Source organism: Acinetobacter towneri, assembly GCF_001758345.1.
GTDB classification, from domain to species: Bacteria; Pseudomonadota; Gammaproteobacteria; order Pseudomonadales; family Moraxellaceae; genus Acinetobacter; species Acinetobacter towneri_A.
In genome coordinates, this window is record NZ_MKQS01000028.1 from 1 (window position 1) to 22,639 (window position 22,639).

Below are 22,639 nucleotides of genomic sequence, written 5' to 3' on the forward strand. Positions count from 1 at the left end.
ATGAATTACATTCAAGTCATTGGAAAATAGAGCAATATCACCGGGTGATTAAACAGGTTTGTCATATTGAAAAGTTTCAAGTAAGACGATCTAAACTGATTTTGAATCATATTTTTTCAGCCTTGATGGCCTACGTCGAGATACAAAAGAACCAGTTTGAGCGGATCTTTGAAAATGTATATCGTTGGCAGAAGAAATTATTTAGACCAGTTATCAAAAACTTCATTGATGACTTTATTCTCGATAAAAATCATCTGCTACCACAGAGAATCTTTAAATAATAGTGCGTAAGTCCTATAATCCTTTAATTTTAAATACTATCAATGTTTATAATTTTTATGATCCACTGATGTATCAACAGTAATACGTTAATTGATTCATACCTGCTCAAAAAGAGTAGAGAAGTTTGTCGGTGACATTGATCTTTTTGTCTTTTGATTAAAATAATATTAACAACAACGCAGAATCATTAGATTCTGCGTTTTTATGTGAGCTAAAAATTACGTTGCTACGGCTTTGGGCTTTTTACGTCGGATATATAACGTTTTATGCACTTCTGCAATTCGTACACCTGATTCGTCGACAATATTGAGCGTATATTGACGTGTCAGAGGCGCATAGTCTTCTGCGATCTGTTTGATTTCCTCGACTTCAGCGGCACTCAGGCGAATATCTGCATACACCGTACTGCGTCCTGGGGCGAGGAAATGAATTGTTGCCGCTTTATCCCAAACAATATATGTTGAACCCAAGTGATGCATCAGAATTAACATATAAAATGGATCGACCATGGAATAGAGGCTGCCGCCAAAATGTACGCCGACAATATTTTGATTTTTGCGGGTAAGTGGCATTTTGACACGGACATGGTAGTTGGCTAAATCGATTTGATCAATTTCAATACCTGCACCCCGATAGGGTGGGTACCGATTTAAAAAGTATTTAGAAACGATAGGAAGTTGCTGCAATTTTTTGATGAGATTCATGGGAAATTTTATAAAGCCTTAAGTAGATTTTTCTTATATTAGTATGAAATTTGAGCAAGCCAATAGCATATTTTATTATTCTCAATAGCAATCATGTCAACAAAAAATAACAGGATGTTTATGCAAGCACAAACGCAATGGGTTGAAACCTCAGAATGTCAACAGCTTTATGTCAAAACTTGGGGTGAAAAAACGGCACCTGCATTGATTTTGCTGCATGGCTATCCAGATAACCAAGAAGTCTGGGAACGAGTGATTGCCGTGTTGGTACAAGATTTTTATGTGGTGAGTTACGATGTACGTGGTGCGGGACAATCTTCCATTCCCAAATCCATTCGTGCCTATAGCTTGGCTCAATTGGCTGCAGATTTAATGGCTGTTGCTCATGCCGTTTTGGGGCAGCGTGCATTTCACTTGGCAGCTCATGACTGGGGTTCAATTCAGTCTTGGGAAGCTGTAACTGATCCAGATTTAAAAGGACGAATTTTATCTTACAGTAGTATTTCAGGCCCATGTTTGGATCATGCAGCGTTTTCGATGCGTAAGCAGTTTTCTGAAAATAAAATTAAATTTTTCAAACAAATGCGTAAATCTTCGTATATTGCTGCTTTCCAACTTCCTGCACTTGCGCCTACAGTTTGGCAGTTCTTTCATCCTGAACAATGGCGTCAGGTAGTGATGCGTTTAGAACGTGATCAAGATATTCCGGTCAATCCTAATATCCGTAAAGATGGGCGATATGGCGTCAATTTATATCGCGCTAATTTCATGCCACGTTTATTGAAGCCGCGGCAGCGTTACGCAATTTGCCCTGTGCAAGCCATTGTCTTGAAATATGATCAATTTGTGGGTGCTGAATTGATTGATGAAATGCCACGCTGGGTAGATGATTTTCAACGTGTGGAGTTGGCTGCCAATCATTGGGCAATTCTTAGTCAGCCACAAGCTGTTGCTACAGCTATCCGTGACTTTGCTTATAAGCATGAAAATCAGTGATTTTTGCTTGATCACACTTAGATTCATTTGTCGGAGTTGAAGGTTTGGTCAACTCCATCATCCATAATCTCTGATAAAATAGCTTCTTTTTTGAATTTCATCTCTTATGTTCGCAATTCTTGCTGCCATTTCAATCATGTTCGGATTGTCGTTGGCTCGTGTGCCTGTAGTTTTTGCCTTGGTGATTGGTGCAGTTTCAGGTGGTTTACTGGCTGGTTTAGGCTTACAAGGCACTTTAGATGCGTTTAATAATGGCTTAGGTGGTGGCGCTAAAATTGCCTTGGCTTACGGTATTTTAGGTGCATTTGCTTTGGCTTTGGCACGCTCAGGTTTACCAGACTTATTGGCGTATAAACTGATTCGCACCTTAACAGGTAGCAGTAATACTAAGGTACAAAACCGTGTTAAATATCTGATTTATTTTACCGTGGCTTTGGCAGCGGTCTTCTCACAAAATTTGATTCCAGTACATATTGCATTTATTCCTGTATTGATTCCACCTTTATTAAGTGTTTTCAATCATTTAAACCTAGACCGTCGTGCAGTGGCTTGTTTGCTGACTTTTGGTTTGGTTGCCACCTATATGTTTGTTCCTGTGGGTTTTGGTGCAATCTTTCTGAATGATATTTTGGCACACAATATCAACACCTTTGGTGCTCCGTATGGTTTTGCCATTCAAAATGAAGATATTCCTGCTGCCATGTTTATTCCTGTGTTTGGGATGTTCATTGGTCTATTGATCGCGTTGTTTGTGAGCTATCGCAAGCCACGACACTATCAAGATGTGCAGGTAGCACGTACTCAAAGCATTTCGAGTGAACTCAATGCAGATACAGCAGGGTCAAGCTTACAAGCACCACAAATTGCTAAATTTACGCTGTGGATGGCAGTGTTTGCGATTATTGCAACCTTAGCAGTGCAATTGTATTCAGATTCGATGATTCTGGCAGGTTTGGTGGGTGTTGCCATTTTAAGCTGTGCAGGAATTTTCAAATGGAAAGAAGCGGATGATGTGATTATTACCGGTATGCGGATGATGGCACTCATCGGCTTTATTATGATTGCTGCACAAGGTTTCGCGGCAGTGATTGAAGCCACCAATCAAGTACCTGCATTGGTGGAAGCTTCCGTACAGTGGATAGGTGATAGCAAAGGCTTAGCAGCATTTTTAATGTTGCTGATTGGTTTGTTAATCACCTTGGGGATTGGCTCGTCTTTCTCTACCGTGCCTATTTTAGCAATTATTTATGTGCCTTTATGTTTGCAGTTCGGTTTTAGTCCTGCAGCGACCATTGCAATTATTGGCACAGCAGCAGCCTTAGGAGATGCGGGTTCTCCAGCATCGGATTCAACCTTAGGGCCAACTTCGGGCTTAAATATGGATGGGCAGCACGACCACATGAAGGACAGTGTGGTACCAACTTTTATTCACTTTAATATCCCATTGATCATTTTTGGTTGGATTGCAGCGATGGTGCTGTAAATCATCACCAAAATGTGTAAGCGCACGTGTTCAGAATAGGCTGGGCACGTTGCAGCACAGTGTTAAAACAACAAAAAAATATACTTCAAGTTCATCCTCACATCTGCCGATTGCATCTCAATACACGATTTTAAATCTCTAAACAAAATAGTCTGTTTTCATTGTCATCAGCTTCATATATTAGAATGAAGGTGATTTTAATTCTCTTTATTTAATTTTAATAATTTTTATTGATTTTATAAGATTTAAAAATAGAAATTCTAAGTGAATTAATCAATTTAAAATAAATTTGTTTAATTTTTAAATAAATATAAGATGTATTTTAAATAAATCTTTTAATTTATTTTTTAAATAAAATTGAGTAATATAGTCGGGAAATAATAATATAAACTTTATTAATTAACTCGGGTTTTAAAACCAAGTAATTTGGTCTATTTAAAATAAATTTATATAATAATTAATGATTTATAAAATAATTAAAATATTATGTTTAATACGTGTTGCATATTAATAGTTGTCGCGTTTAATATTAATTAAGCATTAAGATTTTTATTCTAAAGGGTGGTTTTGAAATGTTAAAGCAAGTTGCTCTAATTGCATTAATGGGGATGTCTGCTTCTGCTATGGCAGGTCAATGGCAAGTTAAAGTTGGTGGTTCTGTAATTTCTCCAACACAAGATACAGATATTCTAAATGGCGCAGTGAATGTAGAAGCTGATCATGAATATGCATTTACACCCTCTGTAGAATATTTCTTTAATGACAATATCTCTGCAGAATTATTGTTGGCTACGCCAATCAGCCACGATGTGCTAGTGAATGGTGATTCTGCTCTTAAAATCAAACAATTACCACCAACGTTAACAGCGAAATATAATTTTAAAAATTCAACTCGTTTTACACCATACATTGGTGTAGGTGGTACTGCATTTGTTGCATGGGATGAAAAATCTGATTTAGGTAAAGTTAAGGTAAAAGAAGACTTTGGTTTTGCAGGTCAAATCGGTTTTAACTTCCAGCCAGCGGATGCGAAAAACTGGGGCGTATTCTTTGATGCACGTTATGCACAACTAAGTCCAGAAGTTGAAATCGAAGGTTTGCCAAAATTCGATCTAGACATTGACCCAATGGTGTACACCATCGGTTATAGCTACAAATTCTAATCATAAAACGTAGCTCTTTATAATAATAAAAATCAGCGTAACCCCATCTTTAGGGTGGGGTTTTTTTATTGCAAAAAATAACAAATGTAGCGAATGAAAAAATTGAGAGCATATGCCATGTTCATTTACAGTCTGAAAGATAAAGTAAAGAACAATAAATAAGGAATTCATTCATGTCGATCAAATATGGTTGGTTAGTGTGGCTTGGTTTAATGCTAAGTGTTGCGGGGCATGCGGCAAGTTTTCCTTGTGAGAAAGCCAAAACACAAACGGAACATGCCATTTGTGAACATCGTGCGGTCAATGATGCCGATGTGAAAATGGCCACCACCTATCGTATCGTCAGCCGTTTGGTCGCCATGGGGATGCGTTCACAAATTCGTGATGAACAATTGCGCTGGTTAGAATTGCGTGATCGTTGTGGCGCTTCAGTCGATTGTTTAACCCAAATGTATAATTTGCGTCAGCAGAAATTAGATTATCATTTAAATCAGGTTTATCAACGCGCACCTTTTTAAATTTTTCTAGATTTAGGCTTGAAAAATCAGCACATCACTCCAATTCATTAACACATCCAACAATAACCATGTTTATGAATTTTAAGGAGTGATGAATGAGCGAGCAAAGCCAAAAACACAGTTTCCAAGCCGAAGTGGCGCAGTTATTACATTTGGTGACCCATTCTCTTTATTCCAACCCTGAAATCTTCTTGCGTGAACTGATTTCTAACGCATCAGATGCCTGCGACAAATTACGTTTTGAGGGTATCAACCATCCTGAATATTATGAAAATGATCCTGATTTACGTGTACGTATTCGTCTAGATAAAGAAAATAAAACTTTAACTATTTCAGATAACGGCATTGGTCTAAGCCAACAGGAAGCGATTGATCATTTAGGTACGATTGCCAAATCGGGCACCAAAGACTTTATGTCTAAATTAACCGGCGATCAAAAAGCTGATGCACAATTGATTGGTCAATTTGGTGTTGGTTTTTATTCAGGTTTTATCGTGGCCGATAAAATTACTGTGGAATCACGCCGTGCGGGATTGGCTGCAGATGAAGCCGTGCGTTGGAGCAGTGCGGGTACGGGCGAGTTTGATGTCGAGCAAATTCACAAAGCAGAAYGAGGTACCGATATTATTTTGCATTTGCGTGAAGATGCACTGGATTATTTAGAAAGCTACAAAGTTAAGCAGATTATCAATAAATACTCTGATCATATCAGTTTGCCAATTCAAATGCAGAAAGAAGTATGGCAGCAAGAAGAAGCCGCTGAAGGTGAAACACCGAAAGCAGGTCAGTATGTGGAAACTGATGAATGGGAAACGATTAATTCGGCCAGTGCGTTGTGGACGCGCAATAAAAACGAAATTAGCGAAGAACAGTACATCGAGTTTTATAAAAACCTCAGTCACGATTTTGACGCACCATTGGCATGGGCGCATAACCGCGTTGAAGGCAGCACTGAATACACCCAGTTGTTGTATGTACCAAGTAAAGCACCGCATAACATTTTTACCCGTGAAGCGAAAGCGGGAATTAAATTGTATGTGAAACGCGTATTTATTATGGATGAGGCAGACAACCTGATTCCTAATTATCTGCGCTTTGTGCAAGGTGTGGTGGATAGCGCCGATTTGCCGTTGAACGTGAGCCGTGAGTTATTGCAAGAAAGCCGTGATGTGAAAACCATCCGCGAAGGCAATACACGTCGTGTGTTGACCATGTTGGACAATTTGGCCAAGTCTGAAGATGAAAAAGACCAAGAAAAATTTAAGCAATTCTATCAAGAATTTGGTTCAGTCTTAAAAGAAGGCTTAGGCGAAGACTTTGGTAACCGTGAGCGTATCCTGAAATTATTACGCTATGCCACTTCAAGCAATGATGACATCAGTACCTCATTGGCGGACTACAAAGCGCGAATGAAAGAAGGTCAGAAAGCGATTTACTACGTTACTGCAGATAACCTGAACGCAGCAAAGCATTCTCCACAGTTGGAGCTATTTAAGAAAAAWGGCATTGAAGTGTTGTTGATGGCAGAACGCGTAGACGAGTGGGCTATGAACTTTGTGCATGAGTTTGATGGCACGCCAATGCAAAACGTGTCTAAAGGTGCAGTTGATTTAGGCGATCTACAAGATGCCGAAGAGAAAAAAGCTTTAGATGCGGCTGCAGAACAATTTAAACCTGTGATCGAGCAATTGTCAGCATCTTTAAGTGCTAAAACCAAAGAAGTACGTGTAACGACACGTTTGGTCGATTCACCTGCCTGCTTAGTGACAGGTGAAGGTGAGCTGTCGCCACAATTGATTCGTATGTTAAAGGATGCAGGACAAGCTGTACCTGATATGAAGCCAATTTTGGAAATCAATCCAGAGCATCCATTGGTGAAAAAATTACAGGACTCAAATCAATTTGATGATTTAGCGCATGTAATATTTGATCAGGCTGTAATTGCTGAAGGTGGTTTGCCTGAAGACCCAGCGGAATATGTGAAACGTATTAATAGCTTGCTGTTAAAGTAAGACTGTTTTCACATGAACGTGATTGAGGATGTGTTGTGCAAATAATGCATCGTCATTTTGCAAAATCATCTTGCAAAAAACCAAGTCTTGCGAACAAGACTTGGTTTTTTAATTTGAATTGATTGTAGATGTTACCTGTTTAGAAAATGGCTTCTAAACGCACTAAAGCACCGAGATAATGACTACGATCTGCACGATCATCATTTAAATAATTGACATCGCCCTGAATAAAGAACCATTCACGTAAAAATGGTTGACGCCAAGAGACAAATGGCCCCCATCGATTWAAACGCAAGTCATCATCGTGATAATAACCGCCTGTATAAATGCCGTAGTTAAAACGGTTACCTGCAAAGAATTGATGTTGTCTAAAGGTGTAGTTGTCCCAAACCAAATCATCATCTTGTTCATCGGCATAGGTCAAGCTAAATTGATTGGACAAGAACGCTTGATTGGGACGGGCGTGTGTTAGCTCCAAGTTGGTTCTGAGATAATTTTCACTGTCGATGCCATAACGGTAAATTTGTTCGGCATGAAAAGAGAAATCATTTTCCAAAGCCCAGTCTTTACTGGCTTTTAAACGCAAATATATATCATCGCCAGAACGCACCCCTAAATCGACATCTGTTTCAAAAGGCAGACGATCGGCAAAGTTGGACCAGCGTAATGCCAAAGAACTGTTGTCTTCACGGCTACGTTTACTGTCTAAGGTTTTGTCTGCAGCATTGCCTGGGTTTTCGTTGGTAATAGCGATGTTATTTTGCAATTCGTTATCCAGTGAGTCATCACCAAAAACGACACTGAGTTTATTTTCAAGCGTAGGCAGTTTGATTTTTCCGCGAATACGAGGTTTGACTTCATATTCATTATGCTTGTCCCAACTGCTATCGACCAAAACCCGTAAAGTAGCTGAGGCAGGCTGTTCAGGGCTTGGTTCACCAAACCAGTTGTCTAACTTAAGTGCCGTTTTATCGGCCCAATTACGAATATTTTTTTGTCGTTGATCGAACCAGGTTAAATGTTCTGTTTCTGCGGTGGGAGGTACAATGGGTTCATTGGATTGTTCGGGTAACACCGTCGGTGTGGAATCAATCCAACGTGGAATGGTGTAATAAAAACTGTTTTTATCTGATGCACTTGGCGGAGCGACAGGCAATTCATAAGGTGGCAGTGGAGTATAAGCTTGATCCACTTCTTGAGATGATTCTTGTGCAAAAGCGGTGCCTGCGACCCCACTTAAGAGACAGCTTAATATAAAAGGCGATGTGTGCTTTATTCTTGACATTATTTACTGATCTTTAAGCCATTTTTGCTAGTGTTGAAAATCTATAAGATAAAAGCAAGACTTGGCTACAAAATCATAATATAAACGGCAGTTTTTAGGCAGAAATCTCTTTTTCTTTATACATTTGAAGTGCTTGCCACAATTGTATAGCATCAATTGGTTGTTGTAATTGAGAAATGACTTTTTGAATCATTTGCCAACTCATACCTTGTTGCCGATCTAATAAAATATGTGGTACAGCTTGTTCTGTACGGGACAGTTGTAAACGCTTTTGACCATGAATCACACGAATTTTTTGTCGTTCTTTCAGTAAAATCAAAGGAGTATGACTCTGCGCTTCATTTTCTTCGAACTGAATAAATTTGGTGGTTTGAATATGTTGTTTTGGAATAAAAGAAAAATATTGCTCTTGCTGCCACACGATTTGAGCAACACTATAGCATTGAAAAAGCTGATTAAAATCAAATAAATTTTCTTGTAATTTTTCCCAAGAAATTTCACGTATTGCTGCAATCTTATGTTCAAACTGTTGGCAAAGGTTTTGAGTCAAACGAATCGCTTGTATTTGATCTAATGTGCCAAGCAACACCAGATATTTAATAAAGTGTCCTTGCGTATTGGTTTGTTCTGCTATATATACCGCACGCGCCAACAGCTGTTGCTGGTCTTCTTCAGGATCAGACAAATGCACCAACACATCGGCATATTGGGTGACTTCTGGTGCTTCAGACAAAAAGACTCGGTATAACTGCACTGACTCGTTTTGGCTAAGATTGAGCGCAGAAATTGGGCAGCTATATTGGTTTAACAATAGATTATAAGCTAGGGTGGTGCTTGTTTTTGGTGTGATGGCTGGTAGTGGTTGGGCCGTATCTATTGTTGACACGTCTGGCTGAGTTGTGTTCAGCGTTGGATTGGAAATGATCGTTTGATTTGTGATCGGTTCAATAGTGAGTTCATATTCAGTCACGTCTAAAACTTGAGTATCAGACGAGGTCGCTTCTTCTGTAGTGATGTGCTGTGTAATAAGTTCAAATTGAATTGGTGGAGATACAGCTTTATTTTCTTCCGGTTCTGCAGTGGTAAAAATTTGCTGAGTTTTCGCAGCTTCGATCGTTGCCGTTTGTGCTGCTTCTAGAACAGCAGCTTGCTTCAGTTCAGCATCGGTTTGAAGGCAGTGGTATTGTTGCTGCTGTTGCATCATCCAGCGATAGACCTGCTCTAAATCTTGGAATTCGCTGAGTAGAGCAGTGCGTTCAGTAGCAGGAATTAACCAAATTTGCCAACCTGCTCTAGGTTGATACAAAATCGCCCAACCTGTTTCAGGCTGTTGATAAAGTGCTGCTTCAAGTGTTTCTGGTTCTGTAAATACGCCACGAAAAGATTGGGCATATAAACTTTGTTCTGCAAAAGTTGCAGCAGTTTGAATTGGATTTTGTAAGGCTTTAAATGTGAGCAACTGTTTTTGAAAAATCGGTTCATCGCACAGCATAAAAATGTCTTTAATGCGTGCTTTGGCTTTGGCTGTTTCATACAGACTGAGTCTTTTAAGCTTTAAGGCATCGGTTAAGTCGTGTAATTCTTTAATCAACAGTGATTTTTCTAGTGTATTCATTCATACATACTTAAATATGTTGTTGTGCTTTTTCTAAATAATCGGCCAAGACAATATTCAGCGCCAATTCAATCAATTTATATTCTGCCGATTGTGGTTGAGGATAGCGTTTGGCTAATTCGATTAAATGGTTGACCTCAATCGCTTGAGGTGGAATTTTTCTTTGTATAAGTGCTTGAAGTTGTTGCATAGGCATCTGCTATAGCAATGAAAACAAATCACTTTAATTATAAGGATTTAATAAAAAAATACATGCTCAAAATTGTCAGCTTTTGTGCTTTTTTAGACATTATTGACAAAAAATGCGATTTTTATATGGAAATAATCAAATAAATTTAAATCACACTGCCCAAAAAAGTACTGACAGTGGGGGAGGACGCAGCTTTTAGAAGCAGTAGGGAGATTTGAAGCAAACTTAGCACTAGAAAAACAAACAGCAGACCGATTTAGACTGCTGTTTGGGGAGAGAAATGGGAGAGGTGAATATAGTCAAAATAAGTGGATACAACGAGAAACTTAGGCGGCTTTTTGCGAAGTTGGCTCATTCACAACAGCTTCAGATGCAGCCGATTCTGTATTCACTTTTTGCGTTGGAAAATCAGGTACATGCACAATTTGAGCAGATACATTTGCAGCAATTGCTAGAAGTGAAACCATCAAAACAGATTTAAACATATTCATGGGAATGTCCATCCAAAGTATTTATGTCTAGACACAAGCTAGACATTGTAGAGAGAGATCTAACTAAATAAAAAATTCACATGAATCATAACAAAGTTTAAAATTTACAAAATGATCATTTCGGCAATCATCCTGAAAATAACAATATAAAACAATATATTAGAGTTTTAGCTCTAGTTTTTTTTTAAGGCTTAAATGGTTGAGATGTCTGCAAAATTTAAATTTTGACAAGATTTATTGCGAAAGATTAATGACATTTTTCGACAGTGTGAAATCGTGTAATGTTTTAGCTGCGATTGGTTAAACAACCTAAAAGTGCGGTTTTTTTAATCTATGATGGAATTTCAATAACGATAAAGGACAGTGAGAAAATCATGGCAATTGCAAAAGTAGTTGAAGTTAATTCAAGTAGTTCAAAAAGTTTTGAAGACGCGATTCAAACTGGAATCGCCAAAGTGACAGAAACGGTTAAGAATGTCCAAGGCGCGTGGATTAACGAACAAAAAGTGGTGATTAGAGACAATCAAATCACGGAGTATCGGGTCAATTTAAAAATTAGCTTCTTGGTTGAATAAACTCGATGCACTTGAAAGTCCAAAAAAAATCCCGTTTCGGGATTTTTTTGGCGTCTAATCTAGTTTGAAGAACGCTATTGAACTTACCTATATTTTAAGCTTATGCTTTGGGTTCAGGCAGATCGCATTGTTCTGCATCGCAGTTTGCTGCATCTTCAACATCTAGCTCACTTGCTGTTTCAAGGGCTTTTTGCAGTACTTGCACAAAGACTTCACGTGGCTGCGCACCAGCTAAAGCAATACGCTGATCAAACACAAAGAACGGTACGCCAGTAACGTTTAATTGTTCACGTGCGACTTCTTGGTCAAATTTTACAAAGTCGGCATATTCGTCAGAATCTAGAACATCATCCACTTCTACAGGATTCAGCCCGATTCGTGATGCAACATCTTCGAGTGTTTCACGTTCGCCAATTGCTAAACCTTGAGTCATATAGCTATAGAAAAAAGCTTCTTTGGCTTCGTTGCCCAAGCCTTTGCTTTGTGCCAAATGCACCAAGCGATGCGCATTAAAGGTGTTGCCTGAGTTGGCATTTTCCCATTGAAAGTCAATACCTTCAGCTTTTGCCATTTCGGCAATATTACGCTGCATTTCTTCTACTTCGGCAAGGCTGCGCCCATATTTTTGTGCTAAACGCTCTGAATTAGATACTTCCTGACGCGGTGGTGCATCTGGGTCAAGTACAAAGCTGTGCCAATGCACTTCTAATTCCACACCTGCCTCTTCAGCAGCAGCTTCCAAACGTTTTTTGCCGATATAGCAAAACGGACAAACAATATCTGACCAAATATCAACGCGCATGAATAATCTCAAATTCTGTTTTTTACTAAGATGGGGATGTTACATAAAATTTAAAGCATAAAGCGATGCTAAACTTATTTTTGAGCATCTGGTCAAATACAAGGTGGTATATTCCAATAGTTTAGTAATAAAATAAGTATGAAATCTATACAAATGTGATGGGCTTCACGGTAAGATAAAACAAATATTAAAAATAAGAGGGCACTCATGCGACGGATAGTGCTAATCATTGGGTGTGTAACGGGTATTATTTTTGGGTGGATGTTTTATCAATATAACAGTCAGCAAAAACAAGTTGCGCAATTGCACGCCTATCAAAATGTGATTCATGAAAAAGCTGAACAGATTTTTGTACAGGCACAGGATTGGTCTAAACCGATTCAGATTAATGTGCACGACTCACGCTTAGCGGGTGATTATCAGGTCATGGCAAGTTTTGTGTTGAGTCACATGGTACAAAGTGCCGAAGCGCGTAATAGTTATTTGCGTGAATTAAAAGCCTTGAATTGGGATCAGTTTTTAAATCCTCAACGACTTGCTGCAGACAAAAAACAAGACTATGCCGATACCGAAGCCATGTTAGTGCAAGTGCGTGCCATGGTAGATTTGTATCAGGAGCATTTAGAACAGCATGAAGCGATGGCTCTAGAGCAAATTGAGAATCTTGAAATCAATCATAATTTGCGCCGTCATTTAGCAGAATCTTTATTGGAAAGCCGCCATAATGACCAAGGTTACACATTATTTGAATTAGAAAAGAAAAATTTGGGTAAAGCGTATGTGTTGTTTGCAATTTTAAAAAACAACAAATGGGAGCTCAAAAACAATACCTTTATGTTTTATGAAGATGCAGCCTTGAAAGAATTTAATACCGTATATCAAGAGATGGTGCAACTCAATACGCAAATGCAAGAGATCAGTCAGCAGCATCAGCGGGCCCTTGAAAGCAAGTTATAAGGTCTAGCAAATCCATACATCAAATTGTCAAAAGAATGTCATCTGTTGTTCAAATCTCTTGCCTAAACTGTAGCTGTTGATTTAATGGCTCAGCTAGGCAGGTCCGATATGAACAACATTCAAGTCTTTGATGATATTCAACAACTGTATTTGCAATTTCTGGAAAATAAGAACTACCCGAAACTCGAAAATTTAAATAATTGGGGCAAGAACCGTTACTTCTTTAATCAGCACTTTCGTTTGGTTGAAGATTGGCATCAGACTGAACAAATTGTGATTGAATTTAATCAGCAATATTACTGCTTGGATACAGGCAGCGCCCCAGACTTTATGGACAAAGAACGCTATATGACATGGTTGATGGGAGAGTTGTTAGTTTAAGTTATACAGGTAAATCACAACTGATCAGTCATTTACATATCAAGATAAAAATGCAAAAGAATAAAATTTAAAAATCAGAACAGTTCAAAACAACAAAATAAAAAATCCCCGCATGATGCGAGGATTTTTTTCTTACGAAGACTTTTTACACACGCTCAATAATTGTCGCGATACCTTGACCAAGACCGATACACATGGTTGCTAGACCGATTTGCGTGTCTTGTTGTTCCATCACGTTCAGCAATGTGGTGGTGATACGCGCACCTGAACAACCCAATGGGTGACCGAGTGCAATTGCACCACCGTTCAAGTTCACACGATCTTGCTGATCATAAATGCCTAAGCCTTTAAGAACAGACAAACCTTGTGCAGCAAACGCTTCGTTTAATTCAAAGGTTTGAATGTCTGCAATTGACAAGCCAGCACGTTTAAGCGCTTTTTGAGTTGCAGGTACTGGGCCATAACCCATGATTGCTGCATCGCAGCCTGCAACTGCCATAGAGCGAATCACCGCACGTGGTTTTAAACCTAAAGCTTGTGCACGTTCAGCAGACATAAGCAACATCGCAGATGCACCATCAGACAATGCTGAAGATGTTGCCGCAGTGACCGTACCGCCTTTCGGGTCAAATACAGGACGTAAAGCTTGGAACGCCTCAAGGTTGGCATCTGGACGGATCACTTCGTCGATGTCGCATAGCTGTTTAAAGCCATTTGCGTCATGACCTTCAATGCCAATGATTTCGTTTTTAAAACGACCTTCTTGTGTTGCAGCCCATGCACGACGGTGTGATTCCACACCAAAAGCATCTTGCTCTTCACGCGAAATACCGTTCATGCGACCCAACATTTCAGCAGTTAAGCCCATCATGTTTGATGCTTTGGCATAGTGCTTCGATGCAGCAGGGTTGATGTCGATACCGTGCATCATGCCCACATGGCCCATGTGCTCTACACCACCAATGATGAAAATATCACCCTGATTGGTTGCAATTTGTGCTGCAGCCGTGTGGATTGCTTGCATTGAAGAACCACAAAGACGGTTTACGGTTTGACCCGCTACTGTTTTTGGAAGATCAGCCAATAATGCAATATTACGACCAATGTTCATGCCTTGTTCTAGGGTTTGGTTCACACAGCCCCAGATTACATCTTCAACTTCGTTGACATCAAACTGGTTACGAGCAACTAAAGCACGAACCAATTCAGCAGATAGACTGTCAGCACGTACATTGCGGAACATACCGTTTTTGGTTTTACCCATTGCAGAACGTACGCCATCAACGATGACAACGTCACGTGGATTTAAAGTAGCCATTCACGTTGCTCCTTAACCGTAGAATTTTTTATTGTTAGCAGCCATGTCACGCAACATTTGTGGCGCTTCATAAGCCTTACCTAAGTGTGCGTATTTGTCGCAAAGTGCAACGTATTCAGCAACACCTGTTTGGTCGATGTAACGGCATGGACCACCACGGAATGGAGGGAATCCGACACCCATAATCATCGCCATATCTGCTTCAGATGGTGTTGCCACAATGTTGTCTTCTAAGCAACGAACAGTTTCGTTACAGAACGCCAACATCATACGGTCAATGATTTCTTGTGCATCAAATTCGCGTTTTTCAGATGTTGCCACAGATGCTACAAGCTCGTATGCAGTTGGATCAACCACTTTGGCTTTTTTGCCTTTGCGATCCAATTCATATTTGTAGAAACCTACGTCATTTTTTTGACCAAGACGTTTGTTTTCGTACATGACTTGGATTGAGCCTTTAAAGTCTGGCTTCATGCGGTCAGGGAAACCTTCTGCCATAACTTCTGCACCATGAACGCCCGTGTCGATACCGACAACGTCAATTAAGTATGCAGGACCCATTGGCCAGCCGAATTTTTCCATGACTTTGTCGACTTGCTGGAAGTCTGCACCATCTTTCAGTAACAAGTCGAATGCACCAAAGTAAGGGAACAATACGCGGTTCACCAAGAAGCCTGGGCAGTCATTCACTACGATTGGTGTTTTACCCATTTTCTGAGCAAGAACCACAGTGGTCGCAATTGCTTCAGGTGAAGTTTTTTCACCACGAATCACTTCTACCAATGGCATCATGTGCACTGGGTTAAAGAAGTGCATGCCGACAAAGTTTTCTGGACGTTGTAGGTTTTCAGCCAAACGTGTGATTGAAATGGTTGAAGTATTTGAAGCAATGATCGTGTTGTCACGAACATTTTTCTCAGTTTCAGCCAACACAATGCCTTTGACTTTTGGATTTTCAGTCACGGCTTCAATCACGATATCTACTTCTTTAAACTCGTCATAGCTTAAAGTTGGGCGGATACGTGCCAAAGTTTCACCCATTTTGGCAGGTGTCATTTTTTTACGTTCAACTTGCTTGGTCAGCAATTTGTTTGCTTCAGACATCCCCAATGCTAATTGTGGATTGCCGATGTCTTTCATGATAATTGGTGTGCCTTTGCTTGCCGCTTGGTAAGCAATACCACCGCCCATGATACCCGCGCCGAGTACAGCCGCTTGGTTCACAGGATGTGCACCTTTTTCATATTTTTTCGAGGTCTTTTTCACCACTTGGTCGTTGATAAACAAACCAATCAACGCACCTGCTTGAGGCGTTACAGCAGCTTTAGCAAAGCCTTCAGCTTCAGCTTTGAGCGCGTCATTACGTGGCAAGCTTGCACCTGCTTGTAAAGAATCCAGCATGAGTTTTGGTGCTGGGTATTGTGCAGGATTCGCTTTGGCTAATACCGCACCTTTCGCCGTGTTGAACGCCATCATTTGTTCAAGTGGGTTCAATTTTACAGGGTCTAATTTTTCTTGGCGTTTTGCTTTCCAGTCCAAACGACCTGCAATGGCTTGCTTAACCAAGTCCAACGCAGCCGCTTGTAATTGATCTGCAGCAACCACAGCATCTACAGCGCCGTCTTTGAGTGCAGCATCAGGGCGTTTAGGGTTGGCCATTGCCATCCATTCAACCGCATTGTCGATACCAATAACGCGGCTTAAACGAACCGTGCCACCAAAGCCTGGGAAAATACCGAGTTTGATTTCTGGTAAGCCCACCTGTGCTTGGTCTGACATCACACGGTAATCACATACCAAACACATTTCAAAGCCGCCGCCCAATGCCATACCATTGATTGCAGCAACTTTAGGAATGTCTAAATCTTCAAAAGCATTGAAGATGTCGTGAACAGGCAACGCCCAATCCACAATGGCTTGTTCGCCTTGAGCGAAGTTTGCGCCAAATTCGGTGATGTCTGCACCCACGATAAAGGTTGATTTCGCAGAAGTGACGATTAAACCTTTCACTTCATTGTTTGCTTTAACAGCCTCAATCGCAGCTTTAAAGTCTTCAATCGTTGCACGGTTAAATTTGTTGACCGACTCACCTTGTAAGTCAAAGCGGAATTCTGCAATTCCGTCCGAAAGCATTTGGACGGTAATGGCATTGCCAGCGTGGATCATGCCTGATCTCCTTTATTTTGGAGGACTTCTAAGTTGATGTTATGAAGCGTGTGCGATAGTTCTGCACACATATATGCCTCGCTAATCTTACGATAACTATATCTAAAAAAAATATAGCAAGTTGTATCAAGCCGTGACGCAAGGGTCATGATTTTTCTCACAGCGTGGAATTGCTTTTTGACCCGATTTTAAAATCTTATTTTTAAAACACGATGAAGGTGATTGTTTTTTATTCTATTTTTATCGGGTTGGAATACTTTTAGGACTTAGAAAAGCTTGAAAAGTAGAACTTTCAGTGGTTTATTTAGGGCAGATAAGTCAATGCTTGGTTTGGATAGTGACGTTTTATAGCGTGAGGTTGGGTAGGTATACAGAGCGACTTGCAATGCTGTGTTCTATTTTTTGCGATGACCTCATGCGCTGAAATTGAGTAGAATATGCGACATTTTTGAATTTCTGCTGTTTTAAGTATTTGGTTAGTTCTATGTTGAAGTGGATTATTTTGGCGATTTTTATCGCTTCAGCGTTGTATATTCAACAGCGCGGCAAGGTGCGTCATAGTTTTTATCGTCAGTTTTTTGACCATTCGACCATTCTTGCACCGATTAACTATTTAATGTACTTATTTTCTAAAGTGCCGAATCAACCTTATATTGACACCCAGCATTTTCAAGATTTAAAAGTTTTAGATGACAACTGGGAAATGATTCGTGATGAAGCCAAAGCTTTATATCAACAGGGCGGTATTAAAGCTTCCAGTAGCTACGATGATTTGGGGTTTAATTCATTCTTTAAAACAGGCTGGAAGCGTTTTTATTTAAAATGGTATGACTCCGCGCATCCATCAGCAGCAGAATTATGCCCAAAAACCACAGCATTATTAAAAACTTTGCCTAGCATTAAGGCGGCGATGTTTACTGAACTAGCGCCCGACAGTCGTTTAGTGCGTCATCGTGACCCGTATGCAGGTTCATTGCGTTACCACTTGGGATTGATGACACCCAATGATGACCGTTGTTTTATTGATGTCGATGGGGAGCGTTATTCATGGCGTGATGGTGAAAGTGTGGTGTTTGATGAAACCTATATTCACTATGCTGAAAATGGCACTTCTCAAAACCGTATTATTTTCTTTGCCGATGTCGAGCGTCCGTTAAAATCACTCTGGATGCAAAAGTTTAATCACTGGTTTGGCAAAAATGTGATGACCGCAGCAAGCTCTCCGAATGAAGCAGGCGATCAGACGGGTGGCTTAAACAAAGTCTTTGGCTATGTCTATCAAGTGCGTTTAAAAGCCAAGGCTTTAAAAGCTAAAAATAGTCGCGTGTACTACTTCTTAAAATGGTTTTTGATGCTCGGGATTTTCTTCTTAATTTTTATTCGCCCTTATGTGTTTTAAAGCATCACAACGCCTTTCGGGGCGTTTTTTTATGATATTTTGAGCAATTTCAGCATCGCGCTTTAATTCCCGGCTACTTTTTTGTATAGAATGAAGCAAATAGGGGAATTTTTATGCAAACGTTTCGTTCTAAAAAAGATTGGTGGGTTTTGGCTTTTGCGATTTGTATGTCTGGTCTATTGATTCAGTTATTGCTGACGATGTACGCCAAAGGCACGATGCCAGAATTTCCTGTGCACACAGGAGTGTATTTCATCACCATTTTTGTGTTGTGGTGGCCTGTGTTCAATACGCGCTATCAGGTCGATGCAGAACGCTTGCAGATTCGTTGTATGTTTTTAAAATGGGATATTCCACGCGACAGTATTCAAAAAATATCTAAAACCAATAATTCGGTCGCGTCACCTGCTTTGTCACTGAAGCGTTTGAAAATTGATTATCTTCAAGCGGGACAGCCAAAATTTGTATTGGTTTCACCTCAAGATCAGACCAAATTTAGTCAGGCCTTGGGAATGGAAATTACCGACTAATCCCTAGGCTTTTAAAGTGAAAGAACACAATCTTGAAGATGAGCAGGGCAGCATCCTTGAGATTCACACAGCATAAGTTGCGGGCTTATTCTATTTTTCGGTGTAATTAATCTGCACTGCAATAAAAAAACATTTCTGATTTTTCAGGATGACTTAAAAAATACAAGGCTAAAATGGGCTCAAGTTCAGTGCGGATTTTGTGCCCCAAATGCCGCACGCCGTAATGAATCATGTCACTGATAAAAATAGACTTTAGCTGCTGCAGTGAATTGAACTTGCGCTGTTGATGCTTCAGGCGATGGTTTAGCTTTTCCAATTCAATTTCGACCAATTGCGGCAGGGCATCAGCAGATACCGCTTAATAATGCAAACTACGGTCAATCCGATTTATAAATTCAGGATCAAATTTACAATGCATGAATTTTCAATGATTGGTTGGATTGGCATACGTTTTAAACACAATTGTTGTATTTTTTGAGGCAATAGATTGAGTTTATTCAAGTATTGTTGTGCGGCCTGAGCGCCTAGATCTAGCTCATAAAAATCATGCTATTGCGAAAGTCTATAGTTTCGGTCTTGCCAACACCTGTCGGGCCAAGCATTCAAGTCACTCGAAGTGGTCGCTCTGTGCTGGAAAAATCGGCCTTGACCACATCCCGCATTTTTTCGATTTCATTCAGCGCTGCATCTTGTCCAATAATCCGTTGACGTAACAATTGCATGACTTGTGTAGGTTCAAAATGAAAGCGCGGCTTGCCAATCAAACGGTCTTTGGCGGATACATACTGATGTGTACTGATCGGCTGGGACGTTGTGGCTTGAATGATCTGTATGCCGTGTAGTGCGGTCGTTATCCTGCACTTTACTGCTGCTGACAAGATGCCTGAGCATAGCAAATCTTGTGTTGCAGACGGATTGTTTTTTCACTGAGCTCATCGTTTTCGTGGATAGATCATGCGATATGCCACAGGATAAAGCTTGAAAAAATCAGACAAAACAGCACATCATGTAAAGAATGCAGCAACAATAGGATGACTCGTGAACCCAAACGCAAGTGAGCATATCGAGAAAATTTTGGCAAATATGACCCAATTGCCAGGGGTTTACCGTATGTTGGGTAAAGACGGGGAATTATTATATGTCGGCAAAGCCAAAAATTTAAAAAACCGTGTGTCGAGTTATTTTGTCAAAACCATCGAGCATCCTAAAACGCAAGCTTTAGTGGCGCGTATATATGATATTGAAACTTTGGTGGTGCGTTCCGAAACCGAAGCATTATTGCTTGAACAAAACCTGATTAAACTGCATCGCCCACCGTACAATATTATGCTGCGCGATGATAAGTCTTATGTTTATATTTTTGTTTCGGCAGATCAGCCTTATCCGCGCATTGCCAGTGGGCGCGGCAAAGGCAAGCATCAGGTTGGTAAGTTTTTTGGGCCATATCCTAGTGCGTATAATGCCCGCGATACTTTGGTGGTATTACAAAAGCTGTTTAATGTGCGGCAGTGTGAAAACAGTTATTTTGCCCAGCGCCAGCGTCCGTGTTTGCAATATCAGATCAAACGCTGTTCGGCTCCGTGTGTTGGATTGATTTCGCCCGAAGAATATAAAGAAGATGTTCATAATTCGATCCGCTTTCTTCAGGGCGATAGCAAAGAACTGAATCAGCAATTGATTGCCAAAATGGAAGCTGCAGCCGAAGCGTTGGAATTTGAAAAAGCAGTCTTTTATCGTGACCGTATGGCATTGCTGCGTGATGTACAGGCACAGCAAGCCATTTATAAAGTCAAAGGTGAAGCCGATATTATCGCAATTGCTTATCAGGCAGGTGTGACCTGTGTGCAAATTATGCACGTGCGCAATGGCAAAATGCTGGGCGGTAAGAGTTATTTTCCAGATATGTTGGGCGATGATTTGGGACAACTATTGTCCGATTTTATTGCCAACTTTTACTTTCAGGTGGCCGATGAAATTCCAGCGGAACTGATTGTCAATGTGGAAGTGGCAGATTGCAAAGAATTGGAGCAAGCTTTACAGCAACACTTCGGTAAAAGAATTCACATCAAACATAAAGTGCGTGAAACTCGTGCCGAGTGGCAAGAATTGGCGCAAATGAATGTGCAGCATGCTATTAAAGGTAAACTCGCTAATCACTTTGAATTAAATGAACGTTTTCATCAGTTAGAACAAGTAGTTGGACGCCCCATTGATCGAATTGAATGTTTTGATATTTCGCACACCATGGGCGAAGACACTGTGGCGTCTTGCGTGGTATTTGACAGTGGTGGTATTCGCAAACGTGATTATCGCCAATTTTCCATTCAGAATATTCAGGCAGGAGATGATTATGCCGCCATGCGTCAAGCGCTGACTCGTCGTTATAAAAAAGCTATGTTGCCCGATTTATTGCTCATTGATGGCGGCAAAGGGCAGTTGAATATGGCGATGGAGGTGATGCAGGAATTAGGACTGGATGCCTTTATGATTGGGGTGTCCAAAGGCGAAGGACGCAAACCTGGTTTAGAAACCTTGCACTTTACTGATGGCAGCAAAATTCAGTTGCCTGAAGATCATAAGGCGCTGCATCTGATTCAGCAGGTACGTGATGAAGCACACCGTTTTGCAATTACCAAGCACCGTGCCAAACGTGATAAAAAACGTGGTTCATCGATACTTGAGGTGATTCCAGGCTTGGGGCCAAAACGTCGTCGTGATTTACTCACTCATTTTGGTGGTATACAAGGTGTACTGAAAGCTTCAGAAAAAGAGCTAACTTTAGTGCCTGGACTGGGTGAAGTGATGGCGCGTACGATTTATAAAGTGCTGCATGAATGATTGTTTACTCTATAAAAAGCAGTATTTTATACAAAGGTAAATAGCAAAAAAGTGCATTGACTCTGCCGTCATTGAACATTCACATCAGATCAAAACCCTGTAATATCAACCACAACATTGTTTAAGGAAAAACCATGTCGTTGCTACAGACCTATCAGGCCATTGCCGAACAAGAATGGATCGATATTCCACAGGGTTGGTTACAAGGACGCACCATTTATGGTGGCTTGGTGGCAGGCTTGATGATGCAAAAAGCTCAGCATTGTATTGCCGATCCACAAAAGCGCTTGCTCAGTAGCAGCGTGACTTTTGTTGGACCTGTACAACAAGGTCGGGCACGGCTTACGGCTGAAATTCTTCGGCAGGGTAAATCAGTCACTAGCATTGAGGTGCGTTTGTGGCAGGATGATGCGGTACAAAGCATTTTGATTGCCAGTTTTGGCGTAGCACGTGAATCTAGTATTGTGGTGCAACAGGAACGTACTGCACCAAATTTTGCCCCTGTCAGTGAATTACCAGTTACGCAGCATCACCCTTTAGCACCTGAGTGTTTTCAGCAAATGGATTTGGTCTGGGTAGAAGGGCAGTATCCATTCAGTGCCAGCCATAAACCTGATTTTGCAGGCTGGATGCGTTTTAACCCAAAAAAGCATGCGAATCGTGCGATGACTATTCCCGATTTAATGGTAGCTTTTGATATGTGGCCACCTGGGGTATTGCCGATGTTCAGTCAGCTCGCACCTGCTAGTTCTCTGACATGGCATGTGACCTATATCAATCCTTTGCAAAATCAATTACATGGCTGGATGAAATATAAAGTATTTACTGATCATGCCAGCGATGGTTATGCTACCGAATACGCACACCTTTGGGATGAGCAAGATCGTCTGATTGCGATTGCTCGACAGACCATCACCGTGTTTGCCTAGTGACA

21 protein-coding genes and 1 pseudogene are annotated in these 22,639 nt (G+C 40.5%); 13 read left to right on the forward strand and 9 right to left on the reverse strand.

What is annotated here, in order from left to right:
- Positions 1-281: transposase (locus tag BJN41_RS11885; protein WP_141730406.1), on the forward strand; the 281-nt coding region annotated here is incomplete at its 5' end.
- Between the two features lie 219 nt (positions 282-500).
- Here BJN41_RS11885 and BJN41_RS11890 read toward each other — a convergent pair.
- The gene (locus tag BJN41_RS11890) at positions 501-986 is read right to left on the reverse strand and encodes a DUF4442 domain-containing protein (RefSeq protein ID WP_019836116.1); all 486 of its coding nucleotides are present in this window, start codon (positions 984-986) and stop codon (positions 501-503) included.
- Positions 987-1,106: 120 nt separating this feature from the next.
- Between BJN41_RS11890 and BJN41_RS11895 the strand changes: the two genes are divergently transcribed.
- The 5 genes from BJN41_RS11895 to htpG all read left to right on the forward strand — a co-directional run bounded on the left by BJN41_RS11895 (position 1,107) and on the right by htpG (position 7,158).
- Positions 1,107-1,982, forward strand: a complete 876-nt coding sequence (locus tag BJN41_RS11895) for an alpha/beta fold hydrolase (RefSeq protein ID WP_070155451.1) — start codon at positions 1,107-1,109, stop codon at positions 1,980-1,982.
- Between the two features lie 106 nt (positions 1,983-2,088).
- On the forward strand, positions 2,089-3,465 hold the full coding sequence (locus BJN41_RS11900) for a Na+/H+ antiporter family protein (RefSeq protein ID WP_019836114.1): 1,377 nt from the start codon (positions 2,089-2,091) through the stop codon (positions 3,463-3,465).
- 572 nt (positions 3,466-4,037) lie between these two features.
- Positions 4,038-4,628, forward strand: coding sequence for an OmpW/AlkL family protein (locus BJN41_RS11905; RefSeq protein ID WP_070155453.1), 591 nt, complete (start codon positions 4,038-4,040; stop codon positions 4,626-4,628).
- Positions 4,629-4,801: 173 nt separating this feature from the next.
- Positions 4,802-5,146, forward strand: a complete 345-nt coding sequence (locus tag BJN41_RS11910) for a lysozyme inhibitor LprI family protein (protein WP_070155455.1) — start codon at positions 4,802-4,804, stop codon at positions 5,144-5,146.
- 95 nt (positions 5,147-5,241) lie between these two features.
- Positions 5,242-7,158: a molecular chaperone HtpG gene (htpG, locus tag BJN41_RS11915; protein WP_070155457.1), complete on the forward strand. Its 1,917-nt coding sequence runs from the start codon at positions 5,242-5,244 to the stop codon at positions 7,156-7,158.
- Between the two features lie 139 nt (positions 7,159-7,297).
- On the opposite strand, the gene BJN41_RS11920 is transcribed toward htpG, so the two are convergent.
- From BJN41_RS11920 to BJN41_RS15640, 4 genes are all read right to left on the reverse strand, one after another.
- Positions 7,298-8,443 carry a hypothetical protein gene (locus BJN41_RS11920; protein ID WP_070155459.1) on the reverse strand — a complete coding sequence of 382 codons (1,146 nt, stop codon included), beginning with the start codon at positions 8,441-8,443 and terminating at the stop codon, positions 7,298-7,300.
- Between the two features lie 94 nt (positions 8,444-8,537).
- Positions 8,538-10,058, reverse strand: coding sequence for a hypothetical protein (locus tag BJN41_RS11925; protein ID WP_070155462.1), 1,521 nt, complete (start codon positions 10,056-10,058; stop codon positions 8,538-8,540).
- A gap of 10 nt (positions 10,059-10,068) precedes the next feature.
- Positions 10,069-10,248: a hypothetical protein gene (locus BJN41_RS11930; RefSeq protein WP_019836108.1), complete on the reverse strand. Its 180-nt coding sequence runs from the start codon at positions 10,246-10,248 to the stop codon at positions 10,069-10,071.
- Between the two features lie 326 nt (positions 10,249-10,574).
- On the reverse strand, positions 10,575-10,739 hold the full coding sequence (locus BJN41_RS15640) for a hypothetical protein (RefSeq protein WP_019836107.1): 165 nt from the start codon (positions 10,737-10,739) through the stop codon (positions 10,575-10,577).
- 374 nt (positions 10,740-11,113) lie between these two features.
- On the opposite strand from BJN41_RS15640, the gene BJN41_RS11935 reads away from it, so the two are divergent.
- Positions 11,114-11,314, forward strand: a complete 201-nt coding sequence (locus BJN41_RS11935) for a dodecin family protein (protein ID WP_026437985.1) — start codon at positions 11,114-11,116, stop codon at positions 11,312-11,314.
- 100 nt (positions 11,315-11,414) lie between these two features.
- Here the strand turns inward: BJN41_RS11935 and BJN41_RS11940 are convergent, their stop codons facing one another.
- On the reverse strand, positions 11,415-12,116 hold the full coding sequence (locus tag BJN41_RS11940; RefSeq protein ID WP_070155464.1) for a DsbA family protein: 702 nt from the start codon (positions 12,114-12,116) through the stop codon (positions 11,415-11,417).
- 207 nt (positions 12,117-12,323) lie between these two features.
- Here BJN41_RS11940 and BJN41_RS11945 point away from each other — a divergent pair, with 207 nt between their 5' ends.
- Together BJN41_RS11945 and BJN41_RS11950 are read left to right on the forward strand one after the other, a co-directional pair.
- Complete coding sequence (locus BJN41_RS11945) at positions 12,324-13,073, forward strand: hypothetical protein (protein ID WP_026437984.1); 750 nt, start codon at positions 12,324-12,326, stop codon at positions 13,071-13,073.
- A 108-nt stretch (positions 13,074-13,181) separates the two neighbouring features.
- Positions 13,182-13,454, forward strand: a complete 273-nt coding sequence (locus BJN41_RS11950) for a hypothetical protein (RefSeq protein WP_070155466.1) — start codon at positions 13,182-13,184, stop codon at positions 13,452-13,454.
- Positions 13,455-13,599: 145 nt separating this feature from the next.
- Here the strand turns inward: BJN41_RS11950 and fadA are convergent, their stop codons facing one another.
- Both fadA and fadB read right to left on the reverse strand, forming a co-directional pair.
- The gene (fadA, locus tag BJN41_RS11955) at positions 13,600-14,772 is read right to left on the reverse strand and encodes an acetyl-CoA C-acyltransferase FadA (protein WP_004975824.1); all 1,173 of its coding nucleotides are present in this window, start codon (positions 14,770-14,772) and stop codon (positions 13,600-13,602) included.
- Positions 14,773-14,784: 12 nt separating this feature from the next.
- Entirely contained in the window at positions 14,785-16,938 is a 2,154-nt protein-coding gene (gene fadB / locus BJN41_RS11960; RefSeq protein ID WP_019836102.1) for a fatty acid oxidation complex subunit alpha FadB, read from the reverse strand.
- A 484-nt stretch (positions 16,939-17,422) separates the two neighbouring features.
- Here fadB and lpxO point away from each other — a divergent pair, with 484 nt between their 5' ends.
- Both lpxO and BJN41_RS11970 read left to right on the forward strand, forming a co-directional pair.
- On the forward strand, positions 17,423-18,337 hold the full coding sequence (gene lpxO, locus BJN41_RS11965) for a lipid A hydroxylase LpxO (protein WP_019836101.1): 915 nt from the start codon (positions 17,423-17,425) through the stop codon (positions 18,335-18,337).
- 113 nt (positions 18,338-18,450) lie between these two features.
- Positions 18,451-18,867, forward strand: coding sequence for a PH domain-containing protein (locus BJN41_RS11970; RefSeq protein ID WP_019836100.1), 417 nt, complete (start codon positions 18,451-18,453; stop codon positions 18,865-18,867).
- A gap of 106 nt (positions 18,868-18,973) precedes the next feature.
- Here BJN41_RS11970 and BJN41_RS11975 read toward each other — a convergent pair.
- Positions 18,974-19,589: pseudogene (locus BJN41_RS11975) on the reverse strand (hypothetical protein).
- 316 nt (positions 19,590-19,905) lie between these two features.
- On the opposite strand from BJN41_RS11975, the gene uvrC reads away from it, so the two are divergent.
- Both uvrC and BJN41_RS11985 read left to right on the forward strand, forming a co-directional pair.
- Positions 19,906-21,705, forward strand: coding sequence for an excinuclease ABC subunit UvrC (gene uvrC / locus BJN41_RS11980; protein ID WP_070155468.1), 1,800 nt, complete (start codon positions 19,906-19,908; stop codon positions 21,703-21,705).
- A gap of 134 nt (positions 21,706-21,839) precedes the next feature.
- A complete protein-coding gene (locus BJN41_RS11985) occupies positions 21,840-22,634 on the forward strand; it encodes a thioesterase family protein (protein ID WP_019836097.1) in 795 nt (264 codons plus the stop codon).
- Positions 22,635-22,639: the final 5 nt, after the last annotated feature.

Bases quoted from the DNA above. Each gene is read 5' to 3' on its own strand.
- BJN41_RS11900 (WP_019836114.1), top strand. From the start codon at position 2,089: ATGTTCGCAATTCTTGCTGCCATTTCAATCATGTTCGGATTGTCGTTG.
- BJN41_RS11905 (WP_070155453.1), top strand. From the start codon at position 4,038: ATGTTAAAGCAAGTTGCTCTAATTGCATTAATGGGGATGTCTGCTTCT.
- BJN41_RS11940 (WP_070155464.1), bottom strand. From the start codon at position 12,116: ATGCGCGTTGATATTTGGTCAGATATTGTTTGTCCGTTTTGCTATATC.
- BJN41_RS11935 (WP_026437985.1), top strand. From the start codon at position 11,114: ATGGCAATTGCAAAAGTAGTTGAAGTTAATTCAAGTAGTTCAAAAAGT.
- BJN41_RS11970 (WP_019836100.1), top strand. From the start codon at position 18,451: ATGCAAACGTTTCGTTCTAAAAAAGATTGGTGGGTTTTGGCTTTTGCG.
- fadB (WP_019836102.1), bottom strand. From the start codon at position 16,938: ATGATCCACGCTGGCAATGCCATTACCGTCCAAATGCTTTCGGACGGA.
- BJN41_RS15640 (WP_019836107.1), bottom strand. From the start codon at position 10,739: ATGAATATGTTTAAATCTGTTTTGATGGTTTCACTTCTAGCAATTGCT.
- BJN41_RS11930 (WP_019836108.1), bottom strand. From the start codon at position 10,248: ATGCAACAACTTCAAGCACTTATACAAAGAAAAATTCCACCTCAAGCG.
- fadA (WP_004975824.1), bottom strand. From the start codon at position 14,772: ATGGCTACTTTAAATCCACGTGACGTTGTCATCGTTGATGGCGTACGT.
- BJN41_RS11890 (WP_019836116.1), bottom strand. From the start codon at position 986: ATGAATCTCATCAAAAAATTGCAGCAACTTCCTATCGTTTCTAAATAC.
- BJN41_RS11910 (WP_070155455.1), top strand. From the start codon at position 4,802: ATGTCGATCAAATATGGTTGGTTAGTGTGGCTTGGTTTAATGCTAAGT.
- BJN41_RS11985 (WP_019836097.1), top strand. From the start codon at position 21,840: ATGTCGTTGCTACAGACCTATCAGGCCATTGCCGAACAAGAATGGATC.
- BJN41_RS11895 (WP_070155451.1), top strand. From the start codon at position 1,107: ATGCAAGCACAAACGCAATGGGTTGAAACCTCAGAATGTCAACAGCTT.
- BJN41_RS11925 (WP_070155462.1), bottom strand. From the start codon at position 10,058: ATGAATACACTAGAAAAATCACTGTTGATTAAAGAATTACACGACTTA.
- lpxO (WP_019836101.1), top strand. From the start codon at position 17,423: ATGTTGAAGTGGATTATTTTGGCGATTTTTATCGCTTCAGCGTTGTAT.
- BJN41_RS11950 (WP_070155466.1), top strand. From the start codon at position 13,182: ATGAACAACATTCAAGTCTTTGATGATATTCAACAACTGTATTTGCAA.
- BJN41_RS11945 (WP_026437984.1), top strand. From the start codon at position 12,324: ATGCGACGGATAGTGCTAATCATTGGGTGTGTAACGGGTATTATTTTT.